General features: G+C 71.2%; 22 protein-coding genes. 13 read left to right on the forward strand and 9 right to left on the reverse strand.

Annotated features, from left to right (window positions below; all coding sequences use genetic code 11):
• Positions 1-9 precede the first annotated feature (9 nt).
• The 6 genes from ACQPXG_RS02075 to ACQPXG_RS02100 all read left to right on the forward strand — a co-directional run bounded on the left by ACQPXG_RS02075 (position 10) and on the right by ACQPXG_RS02100 (position 3,744).
• Positions 10-360: a YciI family protein gene (locus ACQPXG_RS02075; RefSeq protein ID WP_433465882.1), complete on the forward strand. Its 351-nt coding sequence runs from the start codon at positions 10-12 to the stop codon at positions 358-360.
• On the forward strand, positions 357-1,586 hold the full coding sequence (locus tag ACQPXG_RS02080; RefSeq protein WP_433469885.1) for an RNA polymerase sigma factor: 1,230 nt from the start codon (positions 357-359) through the stop codon (positions 1,584-1,586). The genes ACQPXG_RS02075 and ACQPXG_RS02080 overlap by 4 nt, the downstream gene beginning before the upstream one ends.
• Before the next feature lie 180 nt (positions 1,587-1,766).
• Positions 1,767-2,186, forward strand: a complete 420-nt coding sequence (locus ACQPXG_RS02085) for a hypothetical protein (RefSeq protein ID WP_433465883.1) — start codon at positions 1,767-1,769, stop codon at positions 2,184-2,186.
• 1 nt (position 2,187) lies between these two features.
• Entirely contained in the window at positions 2,188-2,862 is a 675-nt protein-coding gene (locus ACQPXG_RS02090; protein WP_433465884.1) for a hypothetical protein, read from the forward strand.
• 49 nt (positions 2,863-2,911) lie between these two features.
• Positions 2,912-3,349: a roadblock/LC7 domain-containing protein gene (locus ACQPXG_RS02095; protein ID WP_433465885.1), complete on the forward strand. Its 438-nt coding sequence runs from the start codon at positions 2,912-2,914 to the stop codon at positions 3,347-3,349.
• A gap of 23 nt (positions 3,350-3,372) precedes the next feature.
• Positions 3,373-3,744: a hypothetical protein gene (locus ACQPXG_RS02100; RefSeq protein WP_433465886.1), complete on the forward strand. Its 372-nt coding sequence runs from the start codon at positions 3,373-3,375 to the stop codon at positions 3,742-3,744.
• A 136-nt stretch (positions 3,745-3,880) separates the two neighbouring features.
• Here the strand turns inward: ACQPXG_RS02100 and ACQPXG_RS02105 are convergent, their stop codons facing one another.
• The 8 genes from ACQPXG_RS02105 to ACQPXG_RS02140 all read right to left on the reverse strand — a co-directional run bounded on the left by ACQPXG_RS02105 (position 3,881) and on the right by ACQPXG_RS02140 (position 14,580).
• Positions 3,881-4,774 carry a hypothetical protein gene (locus ACQPXG_RS02105; RefSeq protein WP_433465887.1) on the reverse strand — a complete coding sequence of 298 codons (894 nt, stop codon included), beginning with the start codon at positions 4,772-4,774 and terminating at the stop codon, positions 3,881-3,883.
• 184 nt (positions 4,775-4,958) lie between these two features.
• Complete coding sequence (locus ACQPXG_RS02110; protein WP_433465888.1) at positions 4,959-6,626, reverse strand: serine/threonine protein kinase; 1,668 nt, start codon at positions 6,624-6,626, stop codon at positions 4,959-4,961.
• A gap of 142 nt (positions 6,627-6,768) precedes the next feature.
• Positions 6,769-9,738, reverse strand: coding sequence for an AAA family ATPase (locus ACQPXG_RS02115; RefSeq protein WP_433465889.1), 2,970 nt, complete (start codon positions 9,736-9,738; stop codon positions 6,769-6,771).
• Positions 9,739-9,758: 20 nt separating this feature from the next.
• Positions 9,759-10,211, reverse strand: coding sequence for a heat shock protein transcriptional repressor HspR (locus ACQPXG_RS02120; protein WP_433465890.1), 453 nt, complete (start codon positions 10,209-10,211; stop codon positions 9,759-9,761).
• Positions 10,211-11,383, reverse strand: coding sequence for a molecular chaperone DnaJ (gene dnaJ / locus ACQPXG_RS02125; protein WP_433465891.1), 1,173 nt, complete (start codon positions 11,381-11,383; stop codon positions 10,211-10,213). The genes ACQPXG_RS02120 and dnaJ overlap by 1 nt, the downstream gene beginning before the upstream one ends.
• 85 nt (positions 11,384-11,468) lie before the next feature.
• Positions 11,469-12,113 (reverse strand): nucleotide exchange factor GrpE, encoded by a 645-nt coding sequence (gene grpE, locus ACQPXG_RS02130; RefSeq protein ID WP_433465892.1) that lies wholly within the window; start codon positions 12,111-12,113, stop codon positions 11,469-11,471.
• Positions 12,114-12,186: 73 nt separating this feature from the next.
• The gene (gene dnaK / locus ACQPXG_RS02135) at positions 12,187-14,052 is read right to left on the reverse strand and encodes a molecular chaperone DnaK (RefSeq protein ID WP_433465893.1); all 1,866 of its coding nucleotides are present in this window, start codon (positions 14,050-14,052) and stop codon (positions 12,187-12,189) included.
• Positions 14,053-14,241: 189 nt separating this feature from the next.
• Positions 14,242-14,580, reverse strand: a complete 339-nt coding sequence (locus ACQPXG_RS02140) for a hypothetical protein (protein WP_433465894.1) — start codon at positions 14,578-14,580, stop codon at positions 14,242-14,244.
• A 726-nt stretch (positions 14,581-15,306) separates the two neighbouring features.
• On the opposite strand from ACQPXG_RS02140, the gene ACQPXG_RS02145 reads away from it, so the two are divergent.
• From ACQPXG_RS02145 to ACQPXG_RS02160, 4 genes are all read left to right on the forward strand, one after another.
• Positions 15,307-16,170: a helix-turn-helix domain-containing protein gene (locus tag ACQPXG_RS02145; protein ID WP_433465895.1), complete on the forward strand. Its 864-nt coding sequence runs from the start codon at positions 15,307-15,309 to the stop codon at positions 16,168-16,170.
• Positions 16,157-16,375: a DUF397 domain-containing protein gene (locus ACQPXG_RS02150; protein ID WP_433465896.1), complete on the forward strand. Its 219-nt coding sequence runs from the start codon at positions 16,157-16,159 to the stop codon at positions 16,373-16,375. Before ACQPXG_RS02145 ends, ACQPXG_RS02150 begins: the two co-directional genes overlap by 14 nt.
• A gap of 14 nt (positions 16,376-16,389) precedes the next feature.
• Entirely contained in the window at positions 16,390-17,391 is a 1,002-nt protein-coding gene (locus ACQPXG_RS02155; RefSeq protein ID WP_433465897.1) for a hypothetical protein, read from the forward strand.
• Between the two features lie 143 nt (positions 17,392-17,534).
• On the forward strand, positions 17,535-18,128 hold the full coding sequence (locus ACQPXG_RS02160; protein ID WP_433465898.1) for a peptidase inhibitor family I36 protein: 594 nt from the start codon (positions 17,535-17,537) through the stop codon (positions 18,126-18,128).
• A gap of 122 nt (positions 18,129-18,250) precedes the next feature.
• Here ACQPXG_RS02160 and ACQPXG_RS02165 read toward each other — a convergent pair whose 3' ends face one another.
• Positions 18,251-19,096: an alpha/beta hydrolase gene (locus tag ACQPXG_RS02165; RefSeq protein ID WP_433465899.1), complete on the reverse strand. Its 846-nt coding sequence runs from the start codon at positions 19,094-19,096 to the stop codon at positions 18,251-18,253.
• A gap of 240 nt (positions 19,097-19,336) precedes the next feature.
• Here ACQPXG_RS02165 and ACQPXG_RS02170 point away from each other — a divergent pair, with 240 nt between their 5' ends.
• The 3 genes from ACQPXG_RS02170 (at position 19,337) to ACQPXG_RS02180 (ending at position 24,614) form a co-directional block, all read left to right on the forward strand.
• Positions 19,337-22,747 (forward strand): S8 family peptidase, encoded by a 3,411-nt coding sequence (locus ACQPXG_RS02170; protein ID WP_433465900.1) that lies wholly within the window; start codon positions 19,337-19,339, stop codon positions 22,745-22,747.
• A 72-nt stretch (positions 22,748-22,819) separates the two neighbouring features.
• On the forward strand, positions 22,820-23,443 hold the full coding sequence (locus ACQPXG_RS02175; RefSeq protein WP_433465901.1) for an RNA polymerase sigma factor: 624 nt from the start codon (positions 22,820-22,822) through the stop codon (positions 23,441-23,443).
• On the forward strand, positions 23,436-24,614 hold the full coding sequence (locus ACQPXG_RS02180) for a CU044_5270 family protein (RefSeq protein WP_433465902.1): 1,179 nt from the start codon (positions 23,436-23,438) through the stop codon (positions 24,612-24,614). Before ACQPXG_RS02175 ends, ACQPXG_RS02180 begins: the two co-directional genes overlap by 8 nt.
• Positions 24,615-24,747 lie beyond the last annotated feature (133 nt).

Below are 24,747 nucleotides of genomic sequence, written 5' to 3' on the forward strand. Positions count from 1 at the left end.
GGAGGAACCATGCAGTACATGATGCTGATCTGCGGAGTCGAAGGAGGGGTGCTGCCCCCGGACGAGCAGGCGGCGATGATGGCCGACACCGAAGCGTGGGTCAAGGAGATGGACGGCCGGGGCGTCCGCAGGTTCGGGGACCGGCTGCGGCACACCGACGCCGCGACGACGGTCCGGGTCCGGGACGGCGAGACGCTGCTGTCGGACGGCCCGTTCGCCGAGACCAAGGAGCAGATCCTCGGCTTCGACCTGATCGACTGCGCCGATCTGGAGGAGGCGCTGGAGATCGCGTCCAAGCACCCGGCGGCCCGGTCCGGAACGATCGAGGTGCGGCCGCTCTGGCCGCTCGGGGAGGACTGACGGACGGCGTCGAGCGGGCGGTCGCGGCGGCCTTCCGCGAGGAGTGGGGGCGGGTCGTCGCGACCCTCATCCGGATGACCGGCGACTGGGACCTCGCCGAGGAGTGCGCCCAGGAGGCGTTCGCGCGGGCCCTCGAACGGTGGCCGGACGACGGGGTGCCGCGGCGTCCCGGCGCCTGGCTGACCACGACCGCCCGCAACCACGCGCTCAACCGGATCCGGCGGGGCGCGACCGAAACCGAGAAGCTCAGGGAACTCGCGACGATGACCGGCCCGCAGGAGCCGCCCGGCCCGGGCGGCGTCCCCGACGACCGCCTCAGGCTGATCTTCACCTGCTGCCATCCGGCGCTGCCGATCGAGGCGCGGGTGGCGCTCACGCTGCGCGCCCTGCTCGGCCTGACGACCGGCGAGATCGCGCGGGCGTTCCTGGTGGCCGAACCGGCGATGGCGCAGCGGCTCGTCCGGGCCAAGCGCAAGATCCGGCAGGCGGGGATCCCGTACCGGGTGCCGGCCGCGCACCTGCTGCCGGAGCGGACGACGTCCGTCCTCGGCGTCGTGTACCTGCTGTTCAACGAGGGATACGCGGCGTCCGAGGGCGCCGATCCCGTGCGGGTCGACCTGTGCGCCGAAGCGATCCGGCTCGCCCGCGTCCTGCACGGCCTGATGCCCGGAGACCCTGAGACCGCCGGCCTGCTCGCACTGCTCCTGCTCCAGGACTCCCGGCGGGCCGCCCGGCAGGACGAGGCGGGCGACCTGGTCCCGCTGGACGAGCAGGACCGCGAACGCTGGGACCGCGGGGCGATCGCCGAGGGCGTCGAGCTGCTGGACGGCGCGCTCCGCCGCGGCACACCCGGCCCCTACCAGGTGCAGGCCGCCATCGCGGCCTGCCACGCGAACGCGCGGACGGCCGCGGAGACCGACTGGCCGCAGATCGCCGCGCTGTACGGGCGGCTCGAGGCGATGAACCCGGGCCCGGTCGTCCGGCTCAACCGGGCCGTGGCGGTGGCGATGGCGGACGGGCCGCGGGCGGGCCTGGCGCTCCTCGACGCCATCGAGGGTCTGGACGGCTATCACCTGTTCCCGGCCGCGCGCGCCGACCTGCTGCGCCGTCTCGGCCGGAACGAGGAGGCCGCGGCGGCCTACCGGGAGGCGCTCGGCCTGGCCCGGACCGAGCCCGACCGCCGCTTCCTCACCCGCCGCCTGCGGGAAGCGGCATCCCGCCCGTGACGGGGTCTCCGGCCGCGGTTTGGAGGCACGCCGGAACAGCCAGCGGCGGCGGGCCGATTTCACGGACGATGAGGTCATATCCGTCCTGACCGGTTCGCATACTGAGTGGTACTTATATCCCGGTCGATCGATTTCGTTATGGTTCAACTGTTTTATGTTGCGAGCGGCGAACTTCTGGATATGGTCGAGTTTCTGCAACTCTCATTCGGTGGGGGAATGGGCTTGCGCATTGACGACTGCATGGCGCGGATGATGACGATTCCGGGGGCGCGGCGGGTCACCCTGGTCGACGGCGCCAGCGGGCTGGCCGTCGCCGCGGCCGGCCGGGAGGACCTCCTCGACCAGCACGAGGACGCGGCGGGGGCGACCGACGTGGTGCGCGCGGTGCTGACGACACCGGCGCTCAGCGCGACCGCGGCCGGGGACGATGTCGAGGAGATCATCGTTTGCGGCACCCACGGATATCACTTGCTGGCCCTCACGGACGCGAATCTCGACGGCCATCTGTTCGTCCATTTGCTGTTGGACAGGGAGAGCGGCAATCTCGCCCTCGCCCGGATCCGGATGCGCGCCCTCGTCGGCGAAATGACGGGCGGGTGACATGGTCGAAGTGAACATCGAGCGCATTCCGGACGTGCTCGGCTCGCTGGAGCGGGAAAGGCGCACCGGACTGCTGCGCGTCGGGACCGACGGCGCGGTCCGCTTCGACCGCGGCGCCGTCGTCGACGCCGAGAGCCGGCACGCGCCGGGCCGCGGCCGCCTGCCGGAAGGGCCCGACCCCGAACTGACGGCGCTGCTCGCGATGTTCGACGCCGCCTACTTCCTCCTCGGCTCCACGGTCGAGCCGGTGTTCACCGAGGGGCCGCCGAGCGGTCGGCCCCGGCGGATCACCGTGGCGACGCTCGTGCACGAGCGGCGCCGGCGCCGCGCCCTGCTCGACGCCGCGTGGCCGGACGGCGCCGTGGACGCCGCTCCCGTCGTGCCGGTCCGGCGCGTCCGCCGGCAGCGCGTCATCCTGACCGGCGTCCAGGCGGAAATCCTGCTCAACGCCGACGGCCGGCGCACACCGGCCCGGCTGGCCCGCGAACTCGGCCGCACGGCGTTCGGCTGCCTGCTCGCGGTTCGCGGCCTCGCCGCCGCCTCCCTGATCCGGGCGGAGCCGCCCGCCGTCCCCGGCCCCCCGCCACCGCCCCGGACCGAGATCCCGGCCGACTGGGCGCCGGCCGACCACGACCTGCTCGGACGGCTCCGGGCGGCGCTGGTGGAGCTCGGCTGACCGTGCGAAGGACCGACGGGCCGAAGGGGCCGGCCGACCGGTGAGACGAGTGATCGAAAGGCTGAAGAAGGTGGCGAAACGAGCGGGGACGGGGACGGCGGCACGGCGCCCCGAGACCCAGGTGGCGGCGGAACTACGCGGGCTGCGGGCGCGCGTCCCGCAGCTCACCGGCAGCCTGGTCGCGTCGGCGGACGGGCTGCTCATCGCGCAGGACCTGCCCGGGTCCGTCGAACCGTCCGGGATGGCGGCCGTGACGGCGACCGGCTTGTCCCTCGCGCACCGGATCGCGCAGACCGCGCACGGCGGCGCCTTCCACGAGGTGGTGATCCGCGGCGTGGACGGCTACGTCGTCATCTACACGGCCGGGCCGACCGCGTCCCTGACCGTCCTCGCGGGCCCGTCGGTCAATGTGGGGCGGCTCCACCTGGAGTCGCGCCCCGCAGCCCGTGCCATCGCCGCGCACCTCACAGGCGCGCGCCATACGTAATGACTAGGAAAGGGGAACAACGCATGTCCAACCTGGACCTCGCCCTGAAGGACATGATGTCGATCGACGGGGCCGTCGGCGCCGCCGTCGTCGACTACGACAGCGGCATGGCCCTCGGCCACATCGGCGGCTCCAAGGCCCTCGACCTGCAGGTCGCCTCCGCCGGCAACACCGAGGTGGTGCGCGCCAAGTTCCGCACGATGGAGCAGCTCGGCATCAAGGAGGAGATCGAGGACATCCTCATCACCATCTCCACGCAGTACCACATCATCCGCCCGCTGACCGGGCGCAAGGGCAAGGGCCTGTTCATCTACGCGGCGCTCGACCGAGGCCGCGCCAACCTCGCCCTGGCCCGCCACCGCCTCCGCGAAATCGAGCAGAACCTCGAAGTCTGAGGCGTGTTCGCCCCGGGGGGTGGCCCCCTCGACGACGCGCTCAGCCTGCGCGAGCTCTGAACGAGGTACGGCGCCGCGGACGGTTGGGGCGTTCCGCGGCGCCGTACGTTTCAGGGGGAGTCACTCCCCGGTCGGGTCATTTCCTGAGCTGGCAGGTGGCCAGTGACTCCAGTCCGGTGGGTCGGGCGGCGGTGCGTCCGATGGAGATGCTGATGCGGTCGATGGCTGCGGTGCGTTTGCCGGTGAGGGGGCCGAGGATGGCGTTCTGGACGAAGTTGGGTCCGCCTTGTCCTGCGCTGGTGGCCAGGCGGCGGTTGGCTTCGTTGATCTGGGTCTGGAGTAGCGCGAGGTTGCGGTCGACTTCGGCCTTGGCCGACGCGGGCACGGCCGGCAATCGGCTCGCCACGTCCGGGCAGACGATCTGACCTGTGCCCGCCGCTCCGCCTCCTTGCGGTGTGCTCGCCTGCGGGGCGGGCGACGCGGAAGCCCCTCCCGCCGCGCCACCTCCCGTCGCGCCGCCCGCTGCGCCGCCTCCGCCTGCTGCGCCGCCTCCGCCTGCTGCGCCGCCGCCTCCCGCAGCGCCTCCTCCTCCGCCCGCCGAGTTGCCGAGTTGGCAGGTGGCCAGTGATTCGAGTCCGGTGGGTCGGGCGGCGGTGCGTCCGATGGAGATGCTGATGCGGTCGATGGCTGCGGTGCGTTTGCCGGTGAGGGGGCCGAGGATGGCGTTCTGGACGAAGTTGGGTCCGCCTTGTCCTGCGCTGGTGGCCAGGCGGCGGTTGGCTTCGTTGATCTGGGTCTGGAGCAGGGCGAGGTTGCGGTCGACTTCGGCCTTGGCCGACGCGGGCACGGCCGGCAGCCGGCTCGCCACGTCCGGGCAGACGATCTGGGCGCTGCTCGCCTTCACGCCGGCTCCGTTGCCCGACGACAGGGTGACCGAGCGGCCCTGCTCCGTCCCCTGCCCCGCCCCCTGAGCCACCAGCGCCCCGGTGACGGCGAGCCCGGCGGTGACCGCCCCCGCCGCGGCCCACACCTTCGGACTCGGTCTCCAACGTTGAACATGCCGCATGCGGCCACTCTCCTTCCCGAGACCTGACGGTGACGCCAGGTCGGCAGACCCCCGCCCGGGAATGAGATACGCAGCCGTGCCTGAAACAGATCAACGGCCGGAGAAAAACCGCCGCACCGATCGGGCGGCGCCGTTCACCCGCTCGCCGTCAGCACATGGTCCACGAGGCGGACCGCACGATGTTGGGCTGTTCCAGGTAGATCTTCACCGTGTGCGATCCGCTTCCCCAGAAGGTCTGCGGACCCGTGCCGCCCGAGCGCTCGCTGCCCGCGTCGACCTCGCTGCCGTCGACGTAGATCCAATGCTTGGTGACGACAGAGTTGATCTCCCACAGGTAGCCGCCCTTGGTGTAGCAGCTCCCCTTCTTGGTGCCGACTATGTTGATCACCAGCGGCGGTTTGTCGGAGGCGCCGCCTCCGTCGCCGTTGTCCCCGCCGTCGCCGTTGCCTGCGCCGGGCGAGGTCGGGCTCTGCCGCGGCGCGTCGCCGCCGGGTGATCCGGGACTCGTCCTGGACGAGGGCCGCGAACCGGGGCCCGACTTGGCCGGGTCCGGTGACGAGGAGGGGGCCGGTGACCGCCCGTTGCTGCCGAGCGCACGTTTCCCCGCCGTGTTCGGGTCGATCGACTCCTGGGGGGAGCCGAGACCGGACCCCTTCGATCCGTTGCCGGAGCCCTTGGCGGAGTCGCCGGCGTCCGCGGCGCCCGGCCAGAGGATGGCCGCAGCGACGATGACCGCCGTCACCGCCGCGACCCCACCGGCCCCGGCCACCAGCAGGAGCCGGCGCCGCTTGGGATCCGGCCGCCGCGCCCCCTGGGCGCCTTCGGTCGGCAGAACCGGTCCCGCACCCGGCGGAATCGGGCCCGTCGGTGGTTGCGGGGAGTCCGCGGTCGTCTGGAGCGGGGCCGCGGCCGGATGAGGCGGGCCCATGGGAGGCTGGGGCGAGGTCGCGGCCGGGAGCGGGCCGGAGGGCACCGGCGGGACGGCGACGGGCGACTGCGCGTCGGTCGCCGACGAGCGTCCGCTGACCAGGCGCAGCATGACGTCCCGCATGAGGGGCCGCTGCGCGGGGTCCTTGGCCAGGCAGGACACCACGATCGAACGCAGCGGCTCGGGCAGGTCGCCGAGGTCGGGCTCGCCGCGGATGACCCGGTTCATGATCGCGGGGAAGGTGTCCGCGCCGAACGGCGGACGTCCCGTCGCCGCGAACGCCATGACCGAACCCCAGGCGAACACGTCGCCCGGCGCGCCGACGACCTGCCCCTCGAACTGCTCGGGGGCCATGTACGCCGGGGTGCCGATGATGCTGCTGGTGAGGGTGAGCGGGCCCGCCGTGTCCCGGGCGATCCCGAAGTCGATGACCCGCGGCCCGTCCGGGCCGAGCAGCACGTTGGACGGCTTGAAGTCGCGGTGGACGATGCCCGCGTCATGGATGGCGGCGAGGGCCGTGGCGGTGGCGACGGCGAGCCGCTGGAGGGCCGCCCAGCCGTCCCGCGGCCCCGCCTGCTGCAGGGAGGGCCCCTCGACGTACTCGGTCACCACGTACGGCCGGGACCCCTCGACGGAGGCGTCCAGGACCTGGGCGATGCAGAACGGATCGACCCGCCGCGCGGCGGCGATCTCCTTGACGAACCGGTCCCTGACCCGCGGGTCGGCGGCGAACTCCTCGCGCAGCAGCTTCACCGCGACGTGCGGCCCGCCGTCCTTGGAGGCGCCGAGGTAGACGACCCCCTGGCCGCCCATGCCGAGCCTTCCGACCAGCCGGTAGGTCCCCACCTCGGTCGGATCCTCGGGACGAAGCTGCTCGACTTCCGGCATGGGGGTGCCTACTCCAGATGATCAAGTGGTTACCCGCGCACCATAGCGCAAGCACTCCCCGAAGCGACCCGAACCACAGATCTTGGTACACAAGGGACGCCGCGGACTGGCCCGTCGATATGGCGGGCCAGGTCCGCGTCCCTCACTTGGTCAGGGTCAGGCCGCGGGACGGCTCCACGGTGAGCCGGTCGGCGGCCTCGTCCAGGTCGACGATCACCGCGTCGCCGTCGCGGACGTCGCCGGACAGCAGCTCGCGGGCCAGCTGGTCGCCGATCGCCGTCTGCACCAGGCGGCGCAGTGGCCGCGCCCCGTACAGCGGGTCGTAGCCGGTCAGCGCCAGCCACTCGCGGGCGGCCGGGGTGACCTGGAGCGTGAGCTGCCGGCCAGCGAGGCGCTCGGCCAGCCTGTCGATCTGCAGGTCGACGATGCGGGTCAGCTCGTCGGTCGACAGCGCGTCGAACAGGATCACGTCGTCGAGCCGGTTGAGGAACTCCGGCTTGAACGAGTTCCGGACGGCGTTCCAGACCGCCTCCCGCTTCATCCCGTTCTCCAGCTTCGGGTCGACGAGGAACTGCGACCCGATGTTGGACGTGAGGATCAGGATCGTGTTGCGGAAGTCGACCGTGCGCCCCTGGCCGTCGGTCAGCCGGCCGTCGTCCAGGACCTGCAGGAGGATGTCGAAGACCTCCGGGTGCGCCTTCTCCACCTCGTCCAGCAGCACCGCCGAGTACGGGCGGCGCCGGACGGCCTCGGTGAGCTGCCCGCCCTCCTCGTAGCCGACGTATCCGGGCGGCGCGCCGACCAGGCGGGCGACCGAGTGCTTCTCGGAGTACTCGCTCATGTCGATGCGGGTCATCGCCCGCTCGTCGTCGAACAGGAACTCCGCGAGCGCCTTCGCCAGCTCGGTCTTGCCGACGCCGGTCGGGCCGAGGAACAGGAACGAGCCGGTCGGACGGTCCGGGTCCGAGATGCCCGCGCGGGCGCGGCGCACCGCGTCCGACACGGTCTTGACGGCCGCGGCCTGGCCGATCAGCCGGTGCCCGAGCTCGTCCTCCATCCGGAGCAGCTTGCCCGTCTCGCTCTCCAGCAGCCGTCCCACCGGGACGCCGGTCCAGCTCGACACGACCTCGGCGATGTCGTCCGCGCTGACCTCGGGCTTGACCATGGTCTGCTCGTGGCCCGCGTCGGCGTCGGCCTCGTCCCGCAGCGGGGCCAGCTCCTTCTGCCACTGCAGGATCTGGGTCCGCACCGTGGCCAGCTGCTCGTACTTCTGGTCGCGTTCCGGCCCGGTGATCCCGGGCATGGCCGCGTCGATCTGCAGTTCCTCGGCACGGGCGTTCGCGGAGTCGATCTTCTGCGTCAGCTCGCGGATGCGCTCACGGCGCTCCTGGGCCCGCTGCTGCCGTTCCTCCAGCGCGGCGAGCTCGGCGGCCTTGGCCTCGATCTCGACGGTCAATGCCGCGAGCCGGTCCGGGTCGGCTCCGGAGGCGGCGAGCTCGCTCTCCTCGCCGCGCAGGTGCTCCACCACGCCCCGCAGCTCCTGGATGGCCAGCGACTGCAGTTTGAGCTGCTCGTCCTCCAGTGCCCGCTCCAGCCGCGGGATCTCCTGGATCCGGAGTCCGGCCGCGTCGTCCATGTGCCGGTCGCGTTCGGCCTGCTCGGCCCGGCCGCGGGCCTCGTCGAGCTCCTTCTTCAGGCGCCCGATCGCCTTGAGGCTGTCCTTCTCGCGCGTCCACCGGCCCTGCAGCTCGCGGAGCCGCTCCTCGCGGTCGGCGATCGTCCGCTCCAGCTCGGCGTACCGCTCCTGCTGGGTCCGGTCGCCGGCGATGCCGCGCGCGTCCAGCTTGAGCCGCTCCACCCGGCGCTGCAGCTCGTCGATCTCGACGGGCTGGGAGTCGATCTCCATGTTGAGCCGGGCCGCCGCCTCGTCCACCAGGTCGATCGCCTTGTCCGGCATGAACCGGCCGGTGATGTAGCGGTCGGACAGCGTCGCGGCCGCGACCAGCGCCGCGTCGGTGATCTGCACCCCGTGGTGCGCCTCGTACCGGCCCTTCAGGCCGCGCAGGATGCCGATCGTGTCCTCGACCGACGGCTCGCCGACGAAGACCTGCTGGAACCGGCGCTCCAGCGCCGGGTCCTTCTCGATCCGCTCCCGGTACTCGTCCAGCGTGGTCGCACCGATCATGCGCAGCTCGCCGCGCGCCAGCATCGGCTTGAGCATGTTGCCCGCGTCCATCGCGCCCTCGGCCGCGCCCGCGCCGACCACCGTGTGCAGCTCGTCGATGAACGTGACGATCTGGCCGTCGCTCTCCTTGATCTCGTTCAGGACGGACTTGAGCCGCTCCTCGAACTCGCCCCGGTACTTGGCGCCCGCCACCATCGAGCCGAGGTCCAGCGAGATCACGCGCTTGTTCTTCAGCGACTCGGGCACGTCCCCGGCGACGATCCGCCGGGCCAGCCCCTCCACGATCGCCGTCTTGCCCACGCCCGGCTCGCCGATGAGGACCGGGTTGTTCTTCGTGCGGCGCGACAGCACCTGCACGACGCGCCGGATCTCCGAGTCGCGGCCGATGACGGGGTCGAGCCGGTTCGACCGGGCCAGTGCCGTCAGGTCGACGCCGTACTTCTCCAGCGCCTGGTAGGTGCCCTCGGGGTTCTCGCTGGTGACGCGGGCGTGGCCGCGCACCTTCTCGAACGCGTCCAGCAGCGCCTGCGGCGTCGCGCCGAACTCCTTCAGCAGGCTCGCCGCCGGGCCGCCGTCCGCGGCCAGGCCGACCAGCAGATGCTCGGTCGAGACGTACTCGTCCTCCAGCTGCTGCGCCCGGTTCGCGGCCGTGTTGATCGACCGCTGCAACTGCCCGGAGATCCGCGGCGTCGCCACTGTGGAGCCCTGCGCCTTCGGCATCGCGGCGAGCTGCTCCTCGGCCCGCCGCCTGACCACCTGCCAGTCGGCGCCGATCGCCTCCAGCAGCGGCACCGCCGTCCCCTCGGGCAGCCCGATCAGGGTCACCAGCAGGTGCTGCGGCTCGACCTCGGGATGTCCCTCGGCCGCCGCCCTGCGGACCGCGACCGACACCGCCTCCTGGCTCTTCTGCGTCAGCTTGTAGTCCATACCGTCCCCGTGAGAGAAGATCAGTCCGAGTTGCGCTCGTGCCAGACCACGACGCTCGTATGCCTGATGGGCACGAGGTCGGCGCCGGGAGTGCCGCCCGGTTCCCCGTGCCGCCGCTGCTGCGCCAGCCGCGCCGCGACGGAACGGGTCGATTCGAGTTCGTTAGCGAGATCCTCAAGCGCCGCGTGCGCCTTGCCGAGCTCGTCGCGGAGCCGCACGTTGTCGCGCTGGAGCTCCAGGATGTGCTTGATGCCGGACAGGTTGATGCCCTCCTCCTGCGAGAGCCGCTGGATCTCGCGGAGCATCACGATGTCGCGCATCGAGTAGCGGCGGCCCCGTCCGGCCGTGCGGCCGGGGGACACCAGGCCCATCCGGTCATACGTGCGCAGCGTCTGCGGGTGCAGCCCGGACAGCTGCGCCGCCACGGAGATCACGTAGACCGGAGTGTCATCGCCGAAGGGATCCATGACCATCACTCCTGTCTGGCCTGCTGGAGGAGGTCGGCGCGCAGGTCGTCGCCGGCGCCGGCGGTGCGCAGCCGGACCAGGGCCTCGCGCGACTGTTCGTCGAGCTTCTGCGGGACGTGCACGTCGACGGTGACGAGCAGGTCGCCCTTCGTCCCGTCGCGCCGCGCGGCGCCGCGGCCCTTCACGCGGAACTTGCGGCCGTTCGGGGTGCCCTCCGGCAGCTTCAGCGTGACGGGCTGGCCCTGGAACGTCGGGACCCTGATCTCGCCGCCGAGCGCCGCCTCCGGGAACGTCACCGGGACGGTCAGCGTCAGGTTGTCGCCGTTGCGGCCGAAGACCTTGTGCGGGTTCACCTTGATGTTCACGTACAGGTCGCCGGCGGGGCCGCCGTTCTCGCCGGGCGCGCCCTTGCCCTTCAGCCGGATCTTCTGGCCGTCGGCGACGCCCGCCGGGATGCGGGCCTGGATCGTGCGGGTGCCGGTCGCCCGTCCGCTGCCGTGGCAGGTCGGACACGGGTCGTCGACGACGAGGCCCCGGCCGCGGCACTCCTTGCACGGCTCCTGGAAGCCGAAGTTGCCGAGGTTGCGGGTCTCGTGCCCGGTGCCCTCGCAGTTCGGGCACACCCGCGGCACGGTGCCGGCCTTCGCGCCGGTTCCCCGGCAGCTGTTGCAGGCCGCCTCGCTGGTCAGCTTGATCGGGACGGTCACGCCGTTCATCGCGCGGCCGAACGACAGCGTCACCTCGGTCTCGACGTCCGCGCCGCGCCGTCCGCGCCGCGTCCCCGGCGGGCGGGTGCCCCCGCCGCCGCCGCGGCCGAACAGGCCGCCGAACAGGTCGCCGATGCGTTCGCCCGCGCCGCCCGTCTGCGTCCCGCCGCCCTGCTGGCCGAACAGGTCGCCGAGGTCGAACGGGAAACCACCACCCTGCTGGCCGCGGAACCCGCCCGGCATCGACCGGACCGCGTCGTACTCCTTGCGGCGCTTCTCGTCGGACAGGACGTCGTAGGCTTCCGAGACCTCCTTGAAGCGGTCCTCCGCCTCGGCGTCGCCCTTGTTGGCATCCGGGTGGTACTTGCGGGCCAGCTTCCGGTAGGACTTCTTGATCTCCTCCTGCGAGGCCGTCTTCGCGACACCGAGGACCTTGTAGTAGTCCTTCTCCAGGTAGTCCTTGGTGCTCACGGCGCCCCGCCTTCTGCTATCGCCACTTGCCACATGTCTTCAGGGCCCTGCGGGGCCCGCCCCGGTGGGACGGGCCCCGTAAGGATCATTCGCCTGGTTCGTCGTCCGCGTCGCCCGGCTCGCCGCCGGACCGGTCCGGCCCGGCGTCCGGGTCGGGATCGGCCACCGCGACCCGCGCGGGCCGCAGTATCCGCTCGCCGATCCGGTAGCCCGGCTGGAGGACGTCGATGACGCTCGTCTCGGTCACGTCCGCCGAGAGCGAGTGCATCAGGGCCTCGTGCACGACCGGGTCGAAGGGCTCGCCCTTCTCCCCGAACCGCTCCAGGCCGAGCTTGCCGGTGACCGCCTCCAGGCTCTCCGCGACGGACTTGAAGCCGCCGGTGAGCTCGTCGTGGTCACGGGCGCGGCCGATGTCGTCCAGCACCGGGAGCAGCTCGGACAGCACTTGCCCGAGGGCCTGCTCGCGGACCGCGACCCGGTCGCGCTCGACGCGCTTGCGGTAGTTGTCGTACTCGGCCTTCAGCCGCTGGAGGTCGGCGAGACGCTCCGTGAGCTGGGTCTTGAGCGAGGAGGTCTCCTCGTCGGTGACCGTGGCGCCCCCGTTCGCAGTGGTCTCCGGGGCAGGCGATGCCGCCTGCGCCCGGACTTCCCCCGTCTCGGGATCGATGCGCCGCTTGTCGCGGATCACCGGGCCCTCCTTCTCCTCGCCCTCGCCAGGAGAGGACGTCACGACGCACCGCCTTTCTGGGGGGCGACCCCCAGGCCCCCGGGGTGGAGGGCCGAAGATCCTCGCTTCGCTGCGGTCATCGGCCCTCCTCCTTCGGCTTGTCCTCGTCCACGATCTCGGCGTCGACGACCTCGTCGTCCTGCGGCTCGCCGCCCTGGGCGTCCGCCGTCGGCCCGTGGTCCTCGGGGCCGGCCTGGGCGCCCTCGGGGTTCTGCGCGTACATGGCCGCGCCCATCTTCTGGCTGACCTGCGCCAGCTTCTCGGCGCTGCCCTTGATCGCGTCGACGTCGGTGCCCTCCAGGGCCTTCTTCACCTCGGCGACCGCGTCGTTGACCTCGGTCTTCAGCTCCGCGGGGACCTTCTCGTCGTTCTCCCGCAGGAACTTCTCGGTCGAGTACGCGAGGGTGTCGGCCTGGTTGCGGACCTCGGCCTCCTCCTTGCGCCTGCGGTCCTCCTCGGCGTACTCCTCGGCGTCGCGCATCATCTTCTCGATGTCGTCCTTGGGCAGCGCGCTGCCGCCCGTGATGACCATCGACTGCTCGCGACCGGTTCCCTGGTCCTTCGCGCTGACGTTCACGATGCCGTTCGCGTCGATGTCGAAGGTGACCTCGATCTGCGGGACGCCGCGCGGCGCCGGCGGCAGACCGGTCAGCTGGAAGGTGCCGAGCTTCTTGTTGTACGCGGCGATCTCGCGCTCGCCCTGGTAGACCTGGATCTCCACGGACGGCTGGTTGTCGTCGGCGGTGGTGAACGTCTCCGACCGCTTGGTCGGGATCGTGGTGTTCCGCTCGATGATCTTGGTGAAGATGCCGCCCTTGGTCTCGATGCCGAGGCTCAGCGGGGTCACGTCCAGCAGCAGGACGTCCTTGACCTCGCCCTTGAGCACGCCGGCCTGGAGGCTGGCGCCGATCGCGACGACCTCGTCGGGGTTGACGCCCTTGTTCGGCTCCTTGCCGCCGGTCAGCTCCTTGACCAGTTCGGACACCGCGGGCATGCGGGTCGAGCCGCCGACCAGGACGACCTGGTCGATGCCGTCGACCGTGATGCCGGCGTCCTTGAGCACCGAGTGGAACGGCGCCTTGGTCCGGTCGAGCAGGTCGGAGGTCATCCGCTGGAACTCGGCCCGGGTGAGCTTCTCGTCCAGGTGGAGCGGGCCCTCCGCCGACGCGGTGATGTAGGGCAGGTTGATCTGCGTCTCGGACGAGCCGGACAGCTCGATCTTCGCCTTCTCCGCGGCCTCGCGGAGCCGCTGCAGCGCCATCTTGTCCTTGGACAGGTCGACGCCGTTGGCGTTCTTGAACTTCTCGACCAGCCAGTCGACGACCTTGCTGTCCCAGTCGTCGCCGCCCAGGTGGTTGTCACCGCTGGTGGCCTTGACCTCGACCACGCCGTCGCCGACCTCCAGCAGGGAGACGTCGAAGGTGCCGCCGCCGAGGTCGAAGACCAGGATGGTGGCCTCGTTCTCCTTCTCCAGGTGGTACGCGAGCGCCGCGGAGGTCGGCTCGTTGATGATGCGCAGGACGTTCAGGCCCGCGATCTGGCCGGCCTCCTTGGTGGCCTGCCGCTGGTGGTCGGAGAAGTAGGCGGGAACCGTGATGACCGCGTCGGTGACGGTCTCGCCCAGGTAGGACTCGGCGTCCCGCTTCAGCTTCTGCAGCACGAACGCGCTGATCTGCTGCGGGGTGAAGGGCTTGTCGTCGATCTTGGTCTTCCAGTCGGTGCCCATCTCGCGCTTGACCGACCGGATGGTCCGGTCCACGTTGGTGACCGCCTGGCGCTTGGCGACCTCGCCGACGAGAACCTCGCCGTTCTTGGCGAAGGCGACGACGGACGGCGTGGTCCGCGACCCCTCCGCGTTCGCGATGACGGTGGGCTCGCCGCCCTCCAGAATCGCGACGACCGAGTTGGTCGTCCCGAGGTCGATGCCGACCGCACGTGCCATGTTCTCGTCCTCCGTCGTTTCCGGTGTCAACCCCGTTGCCGGGAGTTATCGCAGCCCCGGTCGCCCCCAGGGCGCGCCGGTTGAGTCTCTAGGCCGCAAGATTGCCCGGCCGGCCGTCCGTTGTCAAATGACTTGAGTCGACCGGACTCAACTTTGCTGCCGTCCTCTACAACAGGACGATTGAGCCACCTATTCCGGTTCCCCGAACGGTCCCATCGGCTCAGGGATCACCTGCACGGAGGAGAACGCCCGCTCGGTCATCCCCCACCAGGAGGAGCGCCTCGTCCAAAAGACCCCGCCGACGTCACGTCGCGCCTCGCCGACGACTCCGAGGTCGATGTACTCGCTCTTGCCGTACGTGGACACGGTCACGAGCCGGATCGCACCGCACACACCGGCGGTCGCCCCACGAAGAGCGAGATCGACATAGGTGATCGCGGCGTCCATGTCATCGGTCACCCCGGACCGGCCGTTCTCGACGTCCCAGGCGTACATCTGCGGCGGCTCGTGCGCCGCCCGCGCCCTCATCGGCCACCCCCGAACAGGGCACGCCGCCGCCGCTTCGGCCGTGCGTGGGCCGGACGGGACGCTTCCCGTGACCGGGAGCTGGCCGCCCCGCCGGGCCGCTGTGTCCTTCCGAAGACCGGGCGCCGCGGCGGTATCGCCCGCCGGATGCTGAGAACGTCGTGAATCCTGTCGGCGAGCTGGCGAGGGGTGTCCGCCTCCACCAGGCGATCGTTCGCCAGGGCCCACCAGTGCCCGGTGTAGTCACCGAGCCATGCTCGAACGCCGGGGAACGCGGCCTCCAGCTCTCGCCGGATCTCGTCGGGGTCGAGGTAGACCCATCCCGTCGCGGAGCAATCGGCTAGGTTGCCCATAGATCGGACCTCCATCCGATCGAGGCCCCGGGCGTAATGGTGTGCCAGCACCTGTCCCGGGGCCGCCCTGTATCTACGAGCGCGCAGGCGCGCGACTCGCTCTTGTGCGCCGCGCGGCGGGATCCCTGGGGGTGCGCCCCGCCGCGCGACATCCCGACCGGCACGAGCCCGCAGACACCGCACCGACGGCCCACGTGATCACCATCCGCATCTGGGGGTCATGCGGTGGCGACCACGCAGCGCGTTCCTTCGACCTCACTACGTGTTGGAACAGTGCCATCATGAACCGCACTTGTTAAGAATTCCAGCGCTGGTGCAAAAGATCTGTTACGAATTAGCCACACAGGGTGACCACACCGCTGGGAGACTGCCTGCCATGCCTGCTGAGCACGGACCGACCGCCCGCCATCGTCGGCTCGCCGCCGAGCTTCGGCGCCTCCGCGAAGCCGCGAACCTGACGCCTGAGGTCGCCGCCGGAATCCTCGGCTGGAGCCGCACCAAACTCGTCCGCATCGAAACGGCGACGATCATGCCGAGGGTCGGCGACGTCGGGCACATCCTGGAGGCCTATGGCGGTCCGGGGGAGATCCGGGCCGCGTTGCTGGAGCTTGCCCGTGGCATCCGGAACCGGGGCTGGTGGGCGGCCTTCGACGACGTCCTGGCCGGTGGATATGTCGAATTGGAGGACGCGGCCAACCGGATCCGGTCATGGCAAACGGAAGCTCCTCCTGGTCTGCTGCAAACCCCTGACTACGCTCGCACATTGATCGCAGGCGAGTACCCGGACGATCAGGACGAGGTCGATCGGCGGTTGCAAGCCCGGATAGCGAGGCGTGCCAGGCTTGCGCGCACCGACGCTCCCGAATTCGACGTCGTTCTCGCCGAGGAGGTCCTGCGTCGTCCTGTCGGCGGTCCGGTCGTGATGGCGGGCCAGCTTGCGGCGCTCCTGGAGGCGGCGGAGCAACCATCGGTGTCGCTTCGCGTCGTGCCGATAGCGCTCGGATACCGGCCCGGCCTTGGCCAAGGCTCGATGGTTGTGTTCGAGTTCTCGGCGCCGCTGGAACTCGACACGGCGTATGTGGAAACTATGGCGGGCGGTATGTACGTCGAGGACATGATGCAGGTGCGGCGCTGTTGCTCGATGCTTGACCGCATCGGCGGCGCGGCGTTGTCTCAAGATGAGTCGGTGGCGCTCATCGCCACCATCCGGGAGGAGTTCCAAGCTCATGTCCATGCTTAGGTTCCCGGCCGAGGCGAAGTGGCAGATCAGTAGCCACTCTGGTTCCGGCAACGACACGTGCGTCGAGGTGGCCCTCAACATCCCCGGCGTCGTAGGCGTTCGGGACTCGGTGGATCCGGACGGACCGGTGCTGGCGGTCGCGCCGTCCGCGTGGCGTGCGCTGACTGCCCGGATCAAGAACGGTGACGTCCACACTCTCCATTGACGCAGGCGGGGGGCATGGCGGAGACACGGTATTTCGAGAAGAACGACGAAGGCGTCGTCCGATGCTGGCAGATCACCCTGGACGGCATCCGCTGCCACATGGGCTGGGGCGTGGCCGGCGGCGTCATGCGCGGGTCGAGCATGACGCTCGACGATGGGGCGCACGCACTCCGCCACTTCACCAAGAAGATCAGCGAGAAAAAGCGGGGCGGATACGTCGAGGTCGCGCCCGGGCCCGGGACGGCGGCGCCGCGGGCGAAGGCGGAGCCCGAGACCGAAGCGGACGTCCGGCTGCTCGACATGGTCGGGAACGGCGACAAGTACGAGCCGGTCGCCGATCACTCAGGCGTGGTCGTGAGATTCCACGACTTCAAGGCCGGGCCCGGGCCGTTCTACGAGTACTACATCGTCGGCGAGGACGAGGGCCGGGGCCTGTCCCTGGTGGTGAAGAAGCCCGGCCACGACGAGGCGATGGCGTCGGCCTTCCTGGACTTCGTCCGACCGCGCGTCGGGCTGGCTTTCGACGGCCGCTCTCATCACAAGGTGCCGCTGCCCGCGCCGATCGGCCCATTCGACCACGTGCTGTTCTGTGGGCCCTCGCTGACGGCCGTGAACTATGGGGGCAGGCTCGGCAGGGTCTTCCCGATCCGCGACTGCGAGATCGGCGACGAGGACACCGAGACGTTCGTCGAGGCACGGATCCAGGGGCGGAACTCGATGCCGTGCACCACCTGGGACCGCGAGCCGTTCCCCGTCATCGACCTGAAGTTCGACCTGCGGAGGGCGGACGGCTTCGAGGAAATCGGCGGGCGCACGTCGGTGCGGGAGAAGACGTTCAAGGTCTACCCACGGGCAATGGTGGAACGGGGGCTGCGCCTCACGGTGGAGGCGGACCCCGGCAGCGTGCTGGAGATCCGCAACTACCGGCGCGACGTCCTGACGGTGACACCCGAACAGCCGCGAACGCTCGACGAGGCCGACCGCTTCCTGCTCGGACCGACCATGACGGCATCGTGATACCAGCTGCAACGGATCACCGCCACGGAAGCCGGTCGCTTGTAAGAAACCGGGATCTGTCGCCACTTCCCCCATGAAGTTGATCAGCCTTCCATCGCGGACTCGACCGGGGGAGCGCACATCGACATGAAAGAGGTGCTCAGATGCCCGCCAGAAAGCAAGTACTTCGCCTGCTCGCCACGACCGTCGGCGTGGCGGCGGCCCTGGCCACCGCCGGTCCCGTAGCGGCCGACGCGGGCGCCGCGACGGCCGACTCCGGGGCACGGACCATCGCCCGGTACGCCGCAGAGAACCCCGGCGGAACCCGCATCGGCCCGCACGAGCTGTCCTACGACAACGGGGCCATGACGGTGGCGACCGTACCGGTGGGCGCGGCCAGCACCTGCGCCCCCGGCCATTTCTGCGTCTACAGCAAAACGCACTACAACGGAGTGAAGGTGACCTACAACTCGAAGCTGGGCTGCCACTCGCTGCCGAAATCGGTGAAGAAGCAGGTGTGGTCCTACCAGAACAGGACGGACCGGATCGCCGGCATCGGAAACAAGGGCGGGGTGCACCGGATCCCCAAGAGGGGAACCCCGGGGGCGTTCAACCCGTCGACCAAGAGGAGCCTCGCCACATCGGCGCTCAGCGCCTGCGTGACCGGCTGCACCTCCACGGCCACCGGCAAGAAGGCCGTGCGCGAGACCCCGGCATCTCGCGCGGCGCGCTCGAAGGACGTCAGCATCATGTGCTGACCCGGGCCGTCGCCGTAAGAACGGCGGCGCCTACGCCGATGGCGCCCGAACGTGACCGGCACGTTCGGGCGCCACCGGCGTTCCACCTCATTGATTCATCCGCCAGTGAGTCTGCCCTGGCGTCAATTGGCGGAGCGCTTGACGAAGTCGAGTGCGGTTTGGGCGACCTCGCGCCAAGCGTGGTCGATGGTGAGGGAGTGGCCTCGGTTCGGGATCTTCACGATCTCCGTCACGGCGGGGTTGCGCTTCTGCCGTTTGTAGGCGGCGTTCGCGATCGCCCAGGGCACCGTGTGGTCCTTCTCGCCGTCGATGATCAGCAGGGCGCCGCGGGCGGGGTTCTTCGTGTTCACCTTCGCCTCCGTCCACGGGTTGAGGTTCGCGTTGCCCATCTGCATGAGAGCGATCCCGGAGCCGGCGACGTGGAAGGTGTTGTAGAGCTCCTTCGCCTCCTTCTCGTCCAGTGCGTTCGCCCAGCCGTAGGCGAACTGGTCGAACGTGAGCGTGATCGCGCGGCCGCGCGTGAGCGGGTTGACCAGGAATGGGCCCGCGACCTTGAGCACGGAGGCCGGCAGCGGCAGAACGCCGCGGAAGATCCCGGGGTCGATGGCCACCGTGGCCGCCGAGAGGCCCTGGCCCGCGAGCATCTCCGCCAGCAGGCCTCCGGTCGAGTGCCCGATCAGCACCGGCTTCTTGTCCAAGGCGTTGACGATCTCGGTGGTGTGATCGGAGATCTGCTTCAAGGTCTTCTTGGCGAGGACATCCGGGTTCGCCCGGGCCGCTTCGACCGTCTCCGGATCGTCCGGCCAGTCCGGCGTCAGCGGTGCGTAGCCCGCCTTCTTGAAGAAGTCCGCCCAGTCGGCCCAACTGCTCGGCAGCAGCCAGAGGCCGTGGATGAAAACGACCGGGGTGTCGCGAGAGGCGTTGGCCGCCTCGATCTCCCGGTTCTCCCGCACAGAAATTGACGGCATGTCGCCCCTCCTCCGGTCCGGTGCCAGGCGGCTAACGCCCTCCCCCGAAGCGGGAGCCAGTAACTCCGGGTGTGGAAAGGCCTGGCAGGCAGAGGGTGAAGTCTGCTTTGCCTGATGCGCCCTCGACGACGCCTGTAAGAAACCGGGATCCATCGCGACTTCCTCCGTGAAGTTGATCAGCCCTTCCGGGTGATCAATAACGACCGTCCAACGCGGGACGGCCATGGTGGAGGAGACTCGATGACGCACAGACGCCGGAGCCGGGCCCTGCCCGGCGCCCTCCTGGGCAGGCTGCTCGCGGCCGGGGTGCTCGCGGTGGTGCCGACCGCCGCGCACGCCTCGCCGGGCGGGCCCAATCCCCCGGCCGCCGGGCTCGCGCCCGGCCGCTCCTGGAAGGTCACCCTGCTGACCGGGGACGTGGTCCGGGTGCGGACGGTCAAGGGCCGCGCGCCCATGGTGGCGGTCACCCCCGCGCCCGGCCGCGACGCCCACCTGTTCCGCACGGTCACCCGGCCGGACGGGCACGTCCTGGTGACCCCGCTGGACGTCGCCGGCCTGGTCGGGAAGGTGCTCGACCCCGGGCTGTTCGACGTCACGAACCTGATCCGGCAGGGCTACGACGACGCCCGCAGCCGGGATCTGCCGCTGATCGTGCAGCGCTCCGCCGGCGCGCGTTCGCTGTCGGCGCTCGGCGGCGGGACGCTGCGCGAGGGCGTGGCGCTGCCGAGCATCGGGGCCGTCGCCGCGCGGCAGCCGAAGAAGGACGCCCGGCGGCTCGGCTCGTCGCTCGCCGGGATGAACGGCCCGTCGCTGAAGGCGACGGGCGGCATCCGGCACGTCTGGCTGGACGGCAAGGTGAAGGCGACCGCCCTGGCCACAGCGGTGAAGGCCGCTCCGGGCGCGAAGCTCGACCGGAACCTGCGGCAGATCGGCGCGCCGCGGGCCTGGAAGGCCGGGTTCACGGGCGCGGGCGCCAAGGTCGCCGTGCTCGACACCGGTGTCGACGCCACGCACCCCGACCTGAAGGGCCGCATCTCCGCGTCCAAGAACTTCTCCGAGTCGCCCGACACCGTCGACCGGTTCGGCCACGGCACGCACGTCGCCGCGACGGTCGCGGGAAGCGGCGCGGCGGCGTCCGGCGCGCGCAAGGGCGTCGCGCCGGACGCGAGCCTGCTGGTCGGCAAGGTGCTGGACGACGACGGGTACGGCACCGACTCCGGCCTGATCGCGGGCATGGAGTGGGCGGCGCCGCAGGCGAAGGTCGTCAACATGAGCCTCGGCGGCGACGCGTCCGACGGCACCGACCCGGTCTCGCAGGCGCTGAACAAGCTGAGCGGCGAGCACGGAACGCTGTTCGTCGTCGCGGCGGGCAACGACGGTGTGAGCGGCTCGATCAACGCGCCGGGGTCGGCGGACGCGGCGCTCACCGTCGGCGCCGTCGACGGCCGGGACCGGCTCGCGGAGTTCTCCAGCCGCGGCCCCCGGATGGGCCGGTTCGCCGCCAAGCCGGAGATCGTCGCGCCTGGGGTCGAGATCGCGGCGGCCCGCGCGAAGGGCACCGTGCTGGGCACGCCGATCGGGCTGCTGTACACGCGGGCGTCGGGCACGTCGATGGCCACCCCGCACGTCGCGGGCTCGGCCGCGCTGCTCGCCGCGAAGCACCCGGGCTGGACGCCCGAGCAGCTCAAGGCCGCGCTCGTCGGGACGGCCGACCCGGCGACGGGCGGCGACGTCTACGAGCGCGGCGAAGGACGCGTGGACGTCAACGCGGCCGTGACGAGCCCCGTCCTGCCCGCCCAGAGCATCGTGGATCTCGGGACGTCCGCGTACCCGGCGCATGACGCGCTGACGACGAAACTCGGCTGGACGTCCCAGGCGAACGCCTCCCGTCTGGCGCTGAGCGTGGACGTGATCGACCGGCACGGCCGGAGCACGCCCGGCGCGGCGAGCCTGTCCTCCGCCGCGGTCGACGTTCCGGCCGGTGGCACTGCGTCGGCGTCGCTGCGGATCGACGCGTCCAAGCTCCCCGCCGGGCTCTACACCGCGGAGGTGACGGCGAAGAGCGGCGGCACCGTCGTCCACACGCCGGTGACGTTCTACGTCGAGCCGCCGTCGCACACGCTCACCGTGAAGGGCGTCCCCCTGCCCGGCACCGACCCGGCCGACTCCTCCTTCTACTCCGGAGTGGTCAACCTGGACGACGCGAGCCTGTACGCCGAGACCGTCGACCCGACTCCGGAGGGCACGAAGGTCCGCGTTCCCGAAGGCCGGTACGCCGTGCTCGGCACCGTGGACGACACGAAGGGCGACTCCTGGCGTTCGGCCGTTGCCGGTACGCCCGAGGTGGTCGTCGACCGCGACCTGACGGTCACGCTGGACGGCCCCGCGGGCAAACCGGTCAAGGCGAGCGTCGCGGGCGCGTCTACCGAGATGACGATGGCGAGCGCGTCCGTCGTCCGCGGCACGAGCCAAGGACTGTGGACGGTCGGCGTCTACTCGGACAAGCCGTCGGCCGCTCCCGTCTACGCTCAGCCGATGGACGGCGTGAAGACCGGCCTGTTCCGCGCCTACACGAGCCACCGCCTGACCGCGCCCGGCACGGTCTACGACCTGATCCACCCGCTCGGCGACCGGATCCCCGCGGACCCGTCACATGTCGTCGGCGCCGAGGAGAAGGCGCGCATGGCCCGCGTCGACCAGCGGTTCGCGGCGTTCGACGGCGACACCGGCAAGGCCGTCATGGAGAAGCGCTACGGCACCTCGCCGGAGGGCCTGCTCTTGGCCGGGCTGGACGCGTCCAGCGAGGTGCCGTCCGGGACGACCCGCACCGACTACGTCTCGACGGGCAAGGGGATGCTCTGGGCCGACGAGGCGTTCCCGCGCGCGATCGCCAACGGCGAGTGGGTCGACCAGCTGCCCTTCCGCGAACTGCGGCCGGGGCAACGGATCTCGCACACGTGGGGCCGCCAGCCGGTGCGCCCCGGCCCGGTCTCCGGATCCGGCGTCACCTTGAGCGCCTGCACCCCGAATCCGTCCACCCGGTCCGGCGACCACGTCCATGTCGAACTGGTCGACCTGCAGACGAGAACGGACGGATTCGACTGCGGCGTAGAGGGAGTCACCGGCGAACTCGCGCTGTTCTCCGGTGACAAGTCCGGTGACAAGAAGGTGGGCAGCGCGAATGGGCCGCGCGGTGACTTCGACGTCCCGTCCGGTCCTGCCGACTACCGGTTGACCTACGACAACGACGCGTCAGCGCTGCTGCCGGTGTCGGTCCGGACCTCGACCTCCTGGACGTTCCGTTCGGCCACGCCGCGCGGGACGTCGGGCAGGCTCCTGCCGCTGCTCCTCGTCGACTACGACCTCGGCCTGGATCTGCGGAACCAGCCCGCGGGGGAACCGGCCGTCTTCACCGTCGCGCGGGTCGCGGGCTCCGGCACGGCGAAGGTCACCGGGCTGCGGTTCTGGACGTCCGTGGACGACGGGAAAACGTGGCAGGCCGTGCAGGCGAAGGCCCTCGGCGGCGGGCGGTTCAGCGCCCCGCTCCCGGCGCCCGTCAAGGGGCAGGCCGTGTCGCTGCGGGTCAGCGCGCAGGACGCGGGCGGCAGCGGCATCGACCAGCGCATCATCCGCGCCTACCGGGTCCGCTGAGGTTCGTGTGAAAGCGGTGAGGGGTTTCGGGTGATACGTCTGTGACCGCCATCCCCCAAGGAAAGGCATCACATGACAGGGGAACCCCTCACCGCAGACCCGCCCCGGGACGGGGGCCAGGGGCGGGTCGACCACTCGGCCGTCCTGCGCCTGTCGCTGCGGGACCCGGAGCGGTTCGGCGACATCTTCGACGCCTACTTCGCCGAGATCCACGGGTACGCCGCCAAGCGCCTCGGCCCGGACGCCGCGTCCGATGTCGCGGCGCAGACGTTCCTGGAGGCCTTCCACGGCCGGGCCCGCTACGACGCGTCCCGCGCCGCCGTCCGGACCTGGCTCTACGGCATCGCGACCAATGTCATCGGCAAGCACCGGCGCAGCGAGGTGCGCGGGCTGCGGGCACGCGCCCGGCTCGGCCCCGGCCGGGACGAGGGCGGTCACGCCGACCGGGTGGACGCCCGGGTCAGCGCCCAGGGGCTGCGGGGCCGGCTGGCCGGCGCCCTCGCCGGGCTGTCGGACGGCGAACGGGACGTGCTGCTGCTCGTCGCCCTCGCCGACCTCGCCCACGAAGAGATCGCCGCGGCGCTGGACATCCCGTACGGGACGGTCGGGTCGCGGCTCAGCCGGGCCCGGCGGAAGCTGCGCGCCGCGCTCGGCGGCACCAATCCGATGCGTGAACAGGAGAACGGCCATGGATGAACTGCAGATGGTCCGCGAGGCGTACGGGGAGCCCACACCGCCGACGCTGCGGGAGATGACCGAGGCACGCGCCGCGATGTTCGGGAAGCCGCCGCGCACGCGCGTCCGGTTCGGCTGGCGGCTCAAGGCCGGGGTCGGCGTGGTCGCCGTGGGCGCGGCCACCGCGGTGGCGATCGCGGCCGTGGGATCGGGGTCGCCCGCCCCACCCTCGCCCCACGCGGCGGTGGACCTGGACAAGAAGGCGGTGCTCGCGGCGGCGGAGAAGGCCGAAGCGCAGCCGACCGGCAAGTACTGGTACTCCGACTCGTTCGACGGCCAGTCCTACGTCATCCGCGCGAAGACCGGAACCTACGCGATCACCGCCGCAAGCTCCGAGTCCTTCAACTGGACCGGCGCGAAGTCCGGAATGGGGGAGGCGTACTTCAACCGGGACCTGCCCGCCCGTCCGGCGACCGCGCGGGACGAGGCGCTGTGGCGCAAGGCCGGGTCGCCTTCGACCTTCCGCGTCCGGGGCGACGGCCGCTACATCACCTACACGACCCGGGCGCCGAAGTGGCGGTCGAGCGGCCCGGAGGTCGGCACGAACCCGGACGGCGGCGGGCAGTTCGTCGGCCCGGGCCCCGGGCCGGCCACGCTTGAGGACCTGCAGAAGCTGCCGACCGACCCGGCCAAGCTCGCCAAGCTGTTCCTGGGCTCGGGACAGGGGGACCCGTCGTCCGGCAACCCGTCGGGTGCCGATCCCTCGGGTGCCGGTCTGTCCGGCGCGGATCCGTCGGGGCGGCGGGGGTCCGGACCGGGGAACTCCTACGCGCAGATCTGGCGGACGGCGTCGGTGCTGGGAGGCCCGATCCCGCCCAAGGTCCGGGCGGGTCTGATGCGGGCGCTGGCCGCCCAGCCGGGCCTCCGCGCGATCGGCCGTGCCACCGACCCGCTGGGCCGTACGGGTGTCGCCCTGGCGACCGCCGACCGTGCCGAGACGAGCTACCGCGCCCGCGACGTGATCATCTTCGACCGGCACACCGGGGCGCTGCTGTCGGTCCAGCACGAGCTGACCAAGCCGGGCGGCGAGTACGCCGAGATGAAGCCGGGCTTCGTCATCAACTACAAGCTGGACCGGTCCTCGGGCTGGACGAACACCAAGCCGAAGCCGCCCGCGGAGCTGCCCTTCTGAGCCGTCCGGGCTAGGGGGTGAGCGCTGCCGTTATCCCTTGGCGAGAGCCGCCTCCCCCTGCCGACGCCCCCCGCCCCCGTCCGGGCGGGGGGCGTCGTGCGTGAAGGCGGAACGGGGGATCGGCTGAGAACGG

Origin of the sequence: Spirillospora sp. CA-128828 (assembly GCF_050945415.1) — a bacterium.
Taxonomy (GTDB): Bacteria; Actinomycetota; Actinomycetes; order Streptosporangiales; family Streptosporangiaceae; genus Spirillospora.

What these genes read in the sequence shown, in the direction of transcription:
- ACQPXG_RS02075 (WP_433465882.1), top strand. Translation starts at nt 10, where the DNA reads ATGCAGTACATGATGCTGATCTGCGGAGTCGAAGGAGGGGTGCTGCCC.
- ACQPXG_RS02085 (WP_433465883.1), top strand. Translation starts at nt 1,767, where the DNA reads ATGGTCGAGTTTCTGCAACTCTCATTCGGTGGGGGAATGGGCTTGCGC.
- ACQPXG_RS02090 (WP_433465884.1), top strand. Translation starts at nt 2,188, where the DNA reads ATGGTCGAAGTGAACATCGAGCGCATTCCGGACGTGCTCGGCTCGCTG.
- ACQPXG_RS02100 (WP_433465886.1), top strand. Translation starts at nt 3,373, where the DNA reads ATGTCCAACCTGGACCTCGCCCTGAAGGACATGATGTCGATCGACGGG.
- ACQPXG_RS02110 (WP_433465888.1), bottom strand. Translation starts at nt 6,626, where the DNA reads ATGCCGGAAGTCGAGCAGCTTCGTCCCGAGGATCCGACCGAGGTGGGG.
- ACQPXG_RS02115 (WP_433465889.1), bottom strand. Translation starts at nt 9,738, where the DNA reads ATGGACTACAAGCTGACGCAGAAGAGCCAGGAGGCGGTGTCGGTCGCG.
- ACQPXG_RS02120 (WP_433465890.1), bottom strand. Translation starts at nt 10,211, where the DNA reads ATGGTCATGGATCCCTTCGGCGATGACACTCCGGTCTACGTGATCTCC.
- dnaK (WP_433465893.1), bottom strand. Translation starts at nt 14,052, where the DNA reads ATGGCACGTGCGGTCGGCATCGACCTCGGGACGACCAACTCGGTCGTC.
- ACQPXG_RS02140 (WP_433465894.1), bottom strand. Translation starts at nt 14,580, where the DNA reads ATGAGGGCGCGGGCGGCGCACGAGCCGCCGCAGATGTACGCCTGGGAC.
- ACQPXG_RS02145 (WP_433465895.1), top strand. Translation starts at nt 15,307, where the DNA reads ATGCCTGCTGAGCACGGACCGACCGCCCGCCATCGTCGGCTCGCCGCC.
- ACQPXG_RS02150 (WP_433465896.1), top strand. Translation starts at nt 16,157, where the DNA reads ATGTCCATGCTTAGGTTCCCGGCCGAGGCGAAGTGGCAGATCAGTAGC.
- ACQPXG_RS02155 (WP_433465897.1), top strand. Translation starts at nt 16,390, where the DNA reads ATGGCGGAGACACGGTATTTCGAGAAGAACGACGAAGGCGTCGTCCGA.
- ACQPXG_RS02160 (WP_433465898.1), top strand. Translation starts at nt 17,535, where the DNA reads ATGCCCGCCAGAAAGCAAGTACTTCGCCTGCTCGCCACGACCGTCGGC.
- ACQPXG_RS02165 (WP_433465899.1), bottom strand. Translation starts at nt 19,096, where the DNA reads ATGCCGTCAATTTCTGTGCGGGAGAACCGGGAGATCGAGGCGGCCAAC.
- ACQPXG_RS02170 (WP_433465900.1), top strand. Translation starts at nt 19,337, where the DNA reads ATGACGCACAGACGCCGGAGCCGGGCCCTGCCCGGCGCCCTCCTGGGC.
- ACQPXG_RS02175 (WP_433465901.1), top strand. Translation starts at nt 22,820, where the DNA reads ATGACAGGGGAACCCCTCACCGCAGACCCGCCCCGGGACGGGGGCCAG.
- ACQPXG_RS02180 (WP_433465902.1), top strand. Translation starts at nt 23,436, where the DNA reads ATGGATGAACTGCAGATGGTCCGCGAGGCGTACGGGGAGCCCACACCG.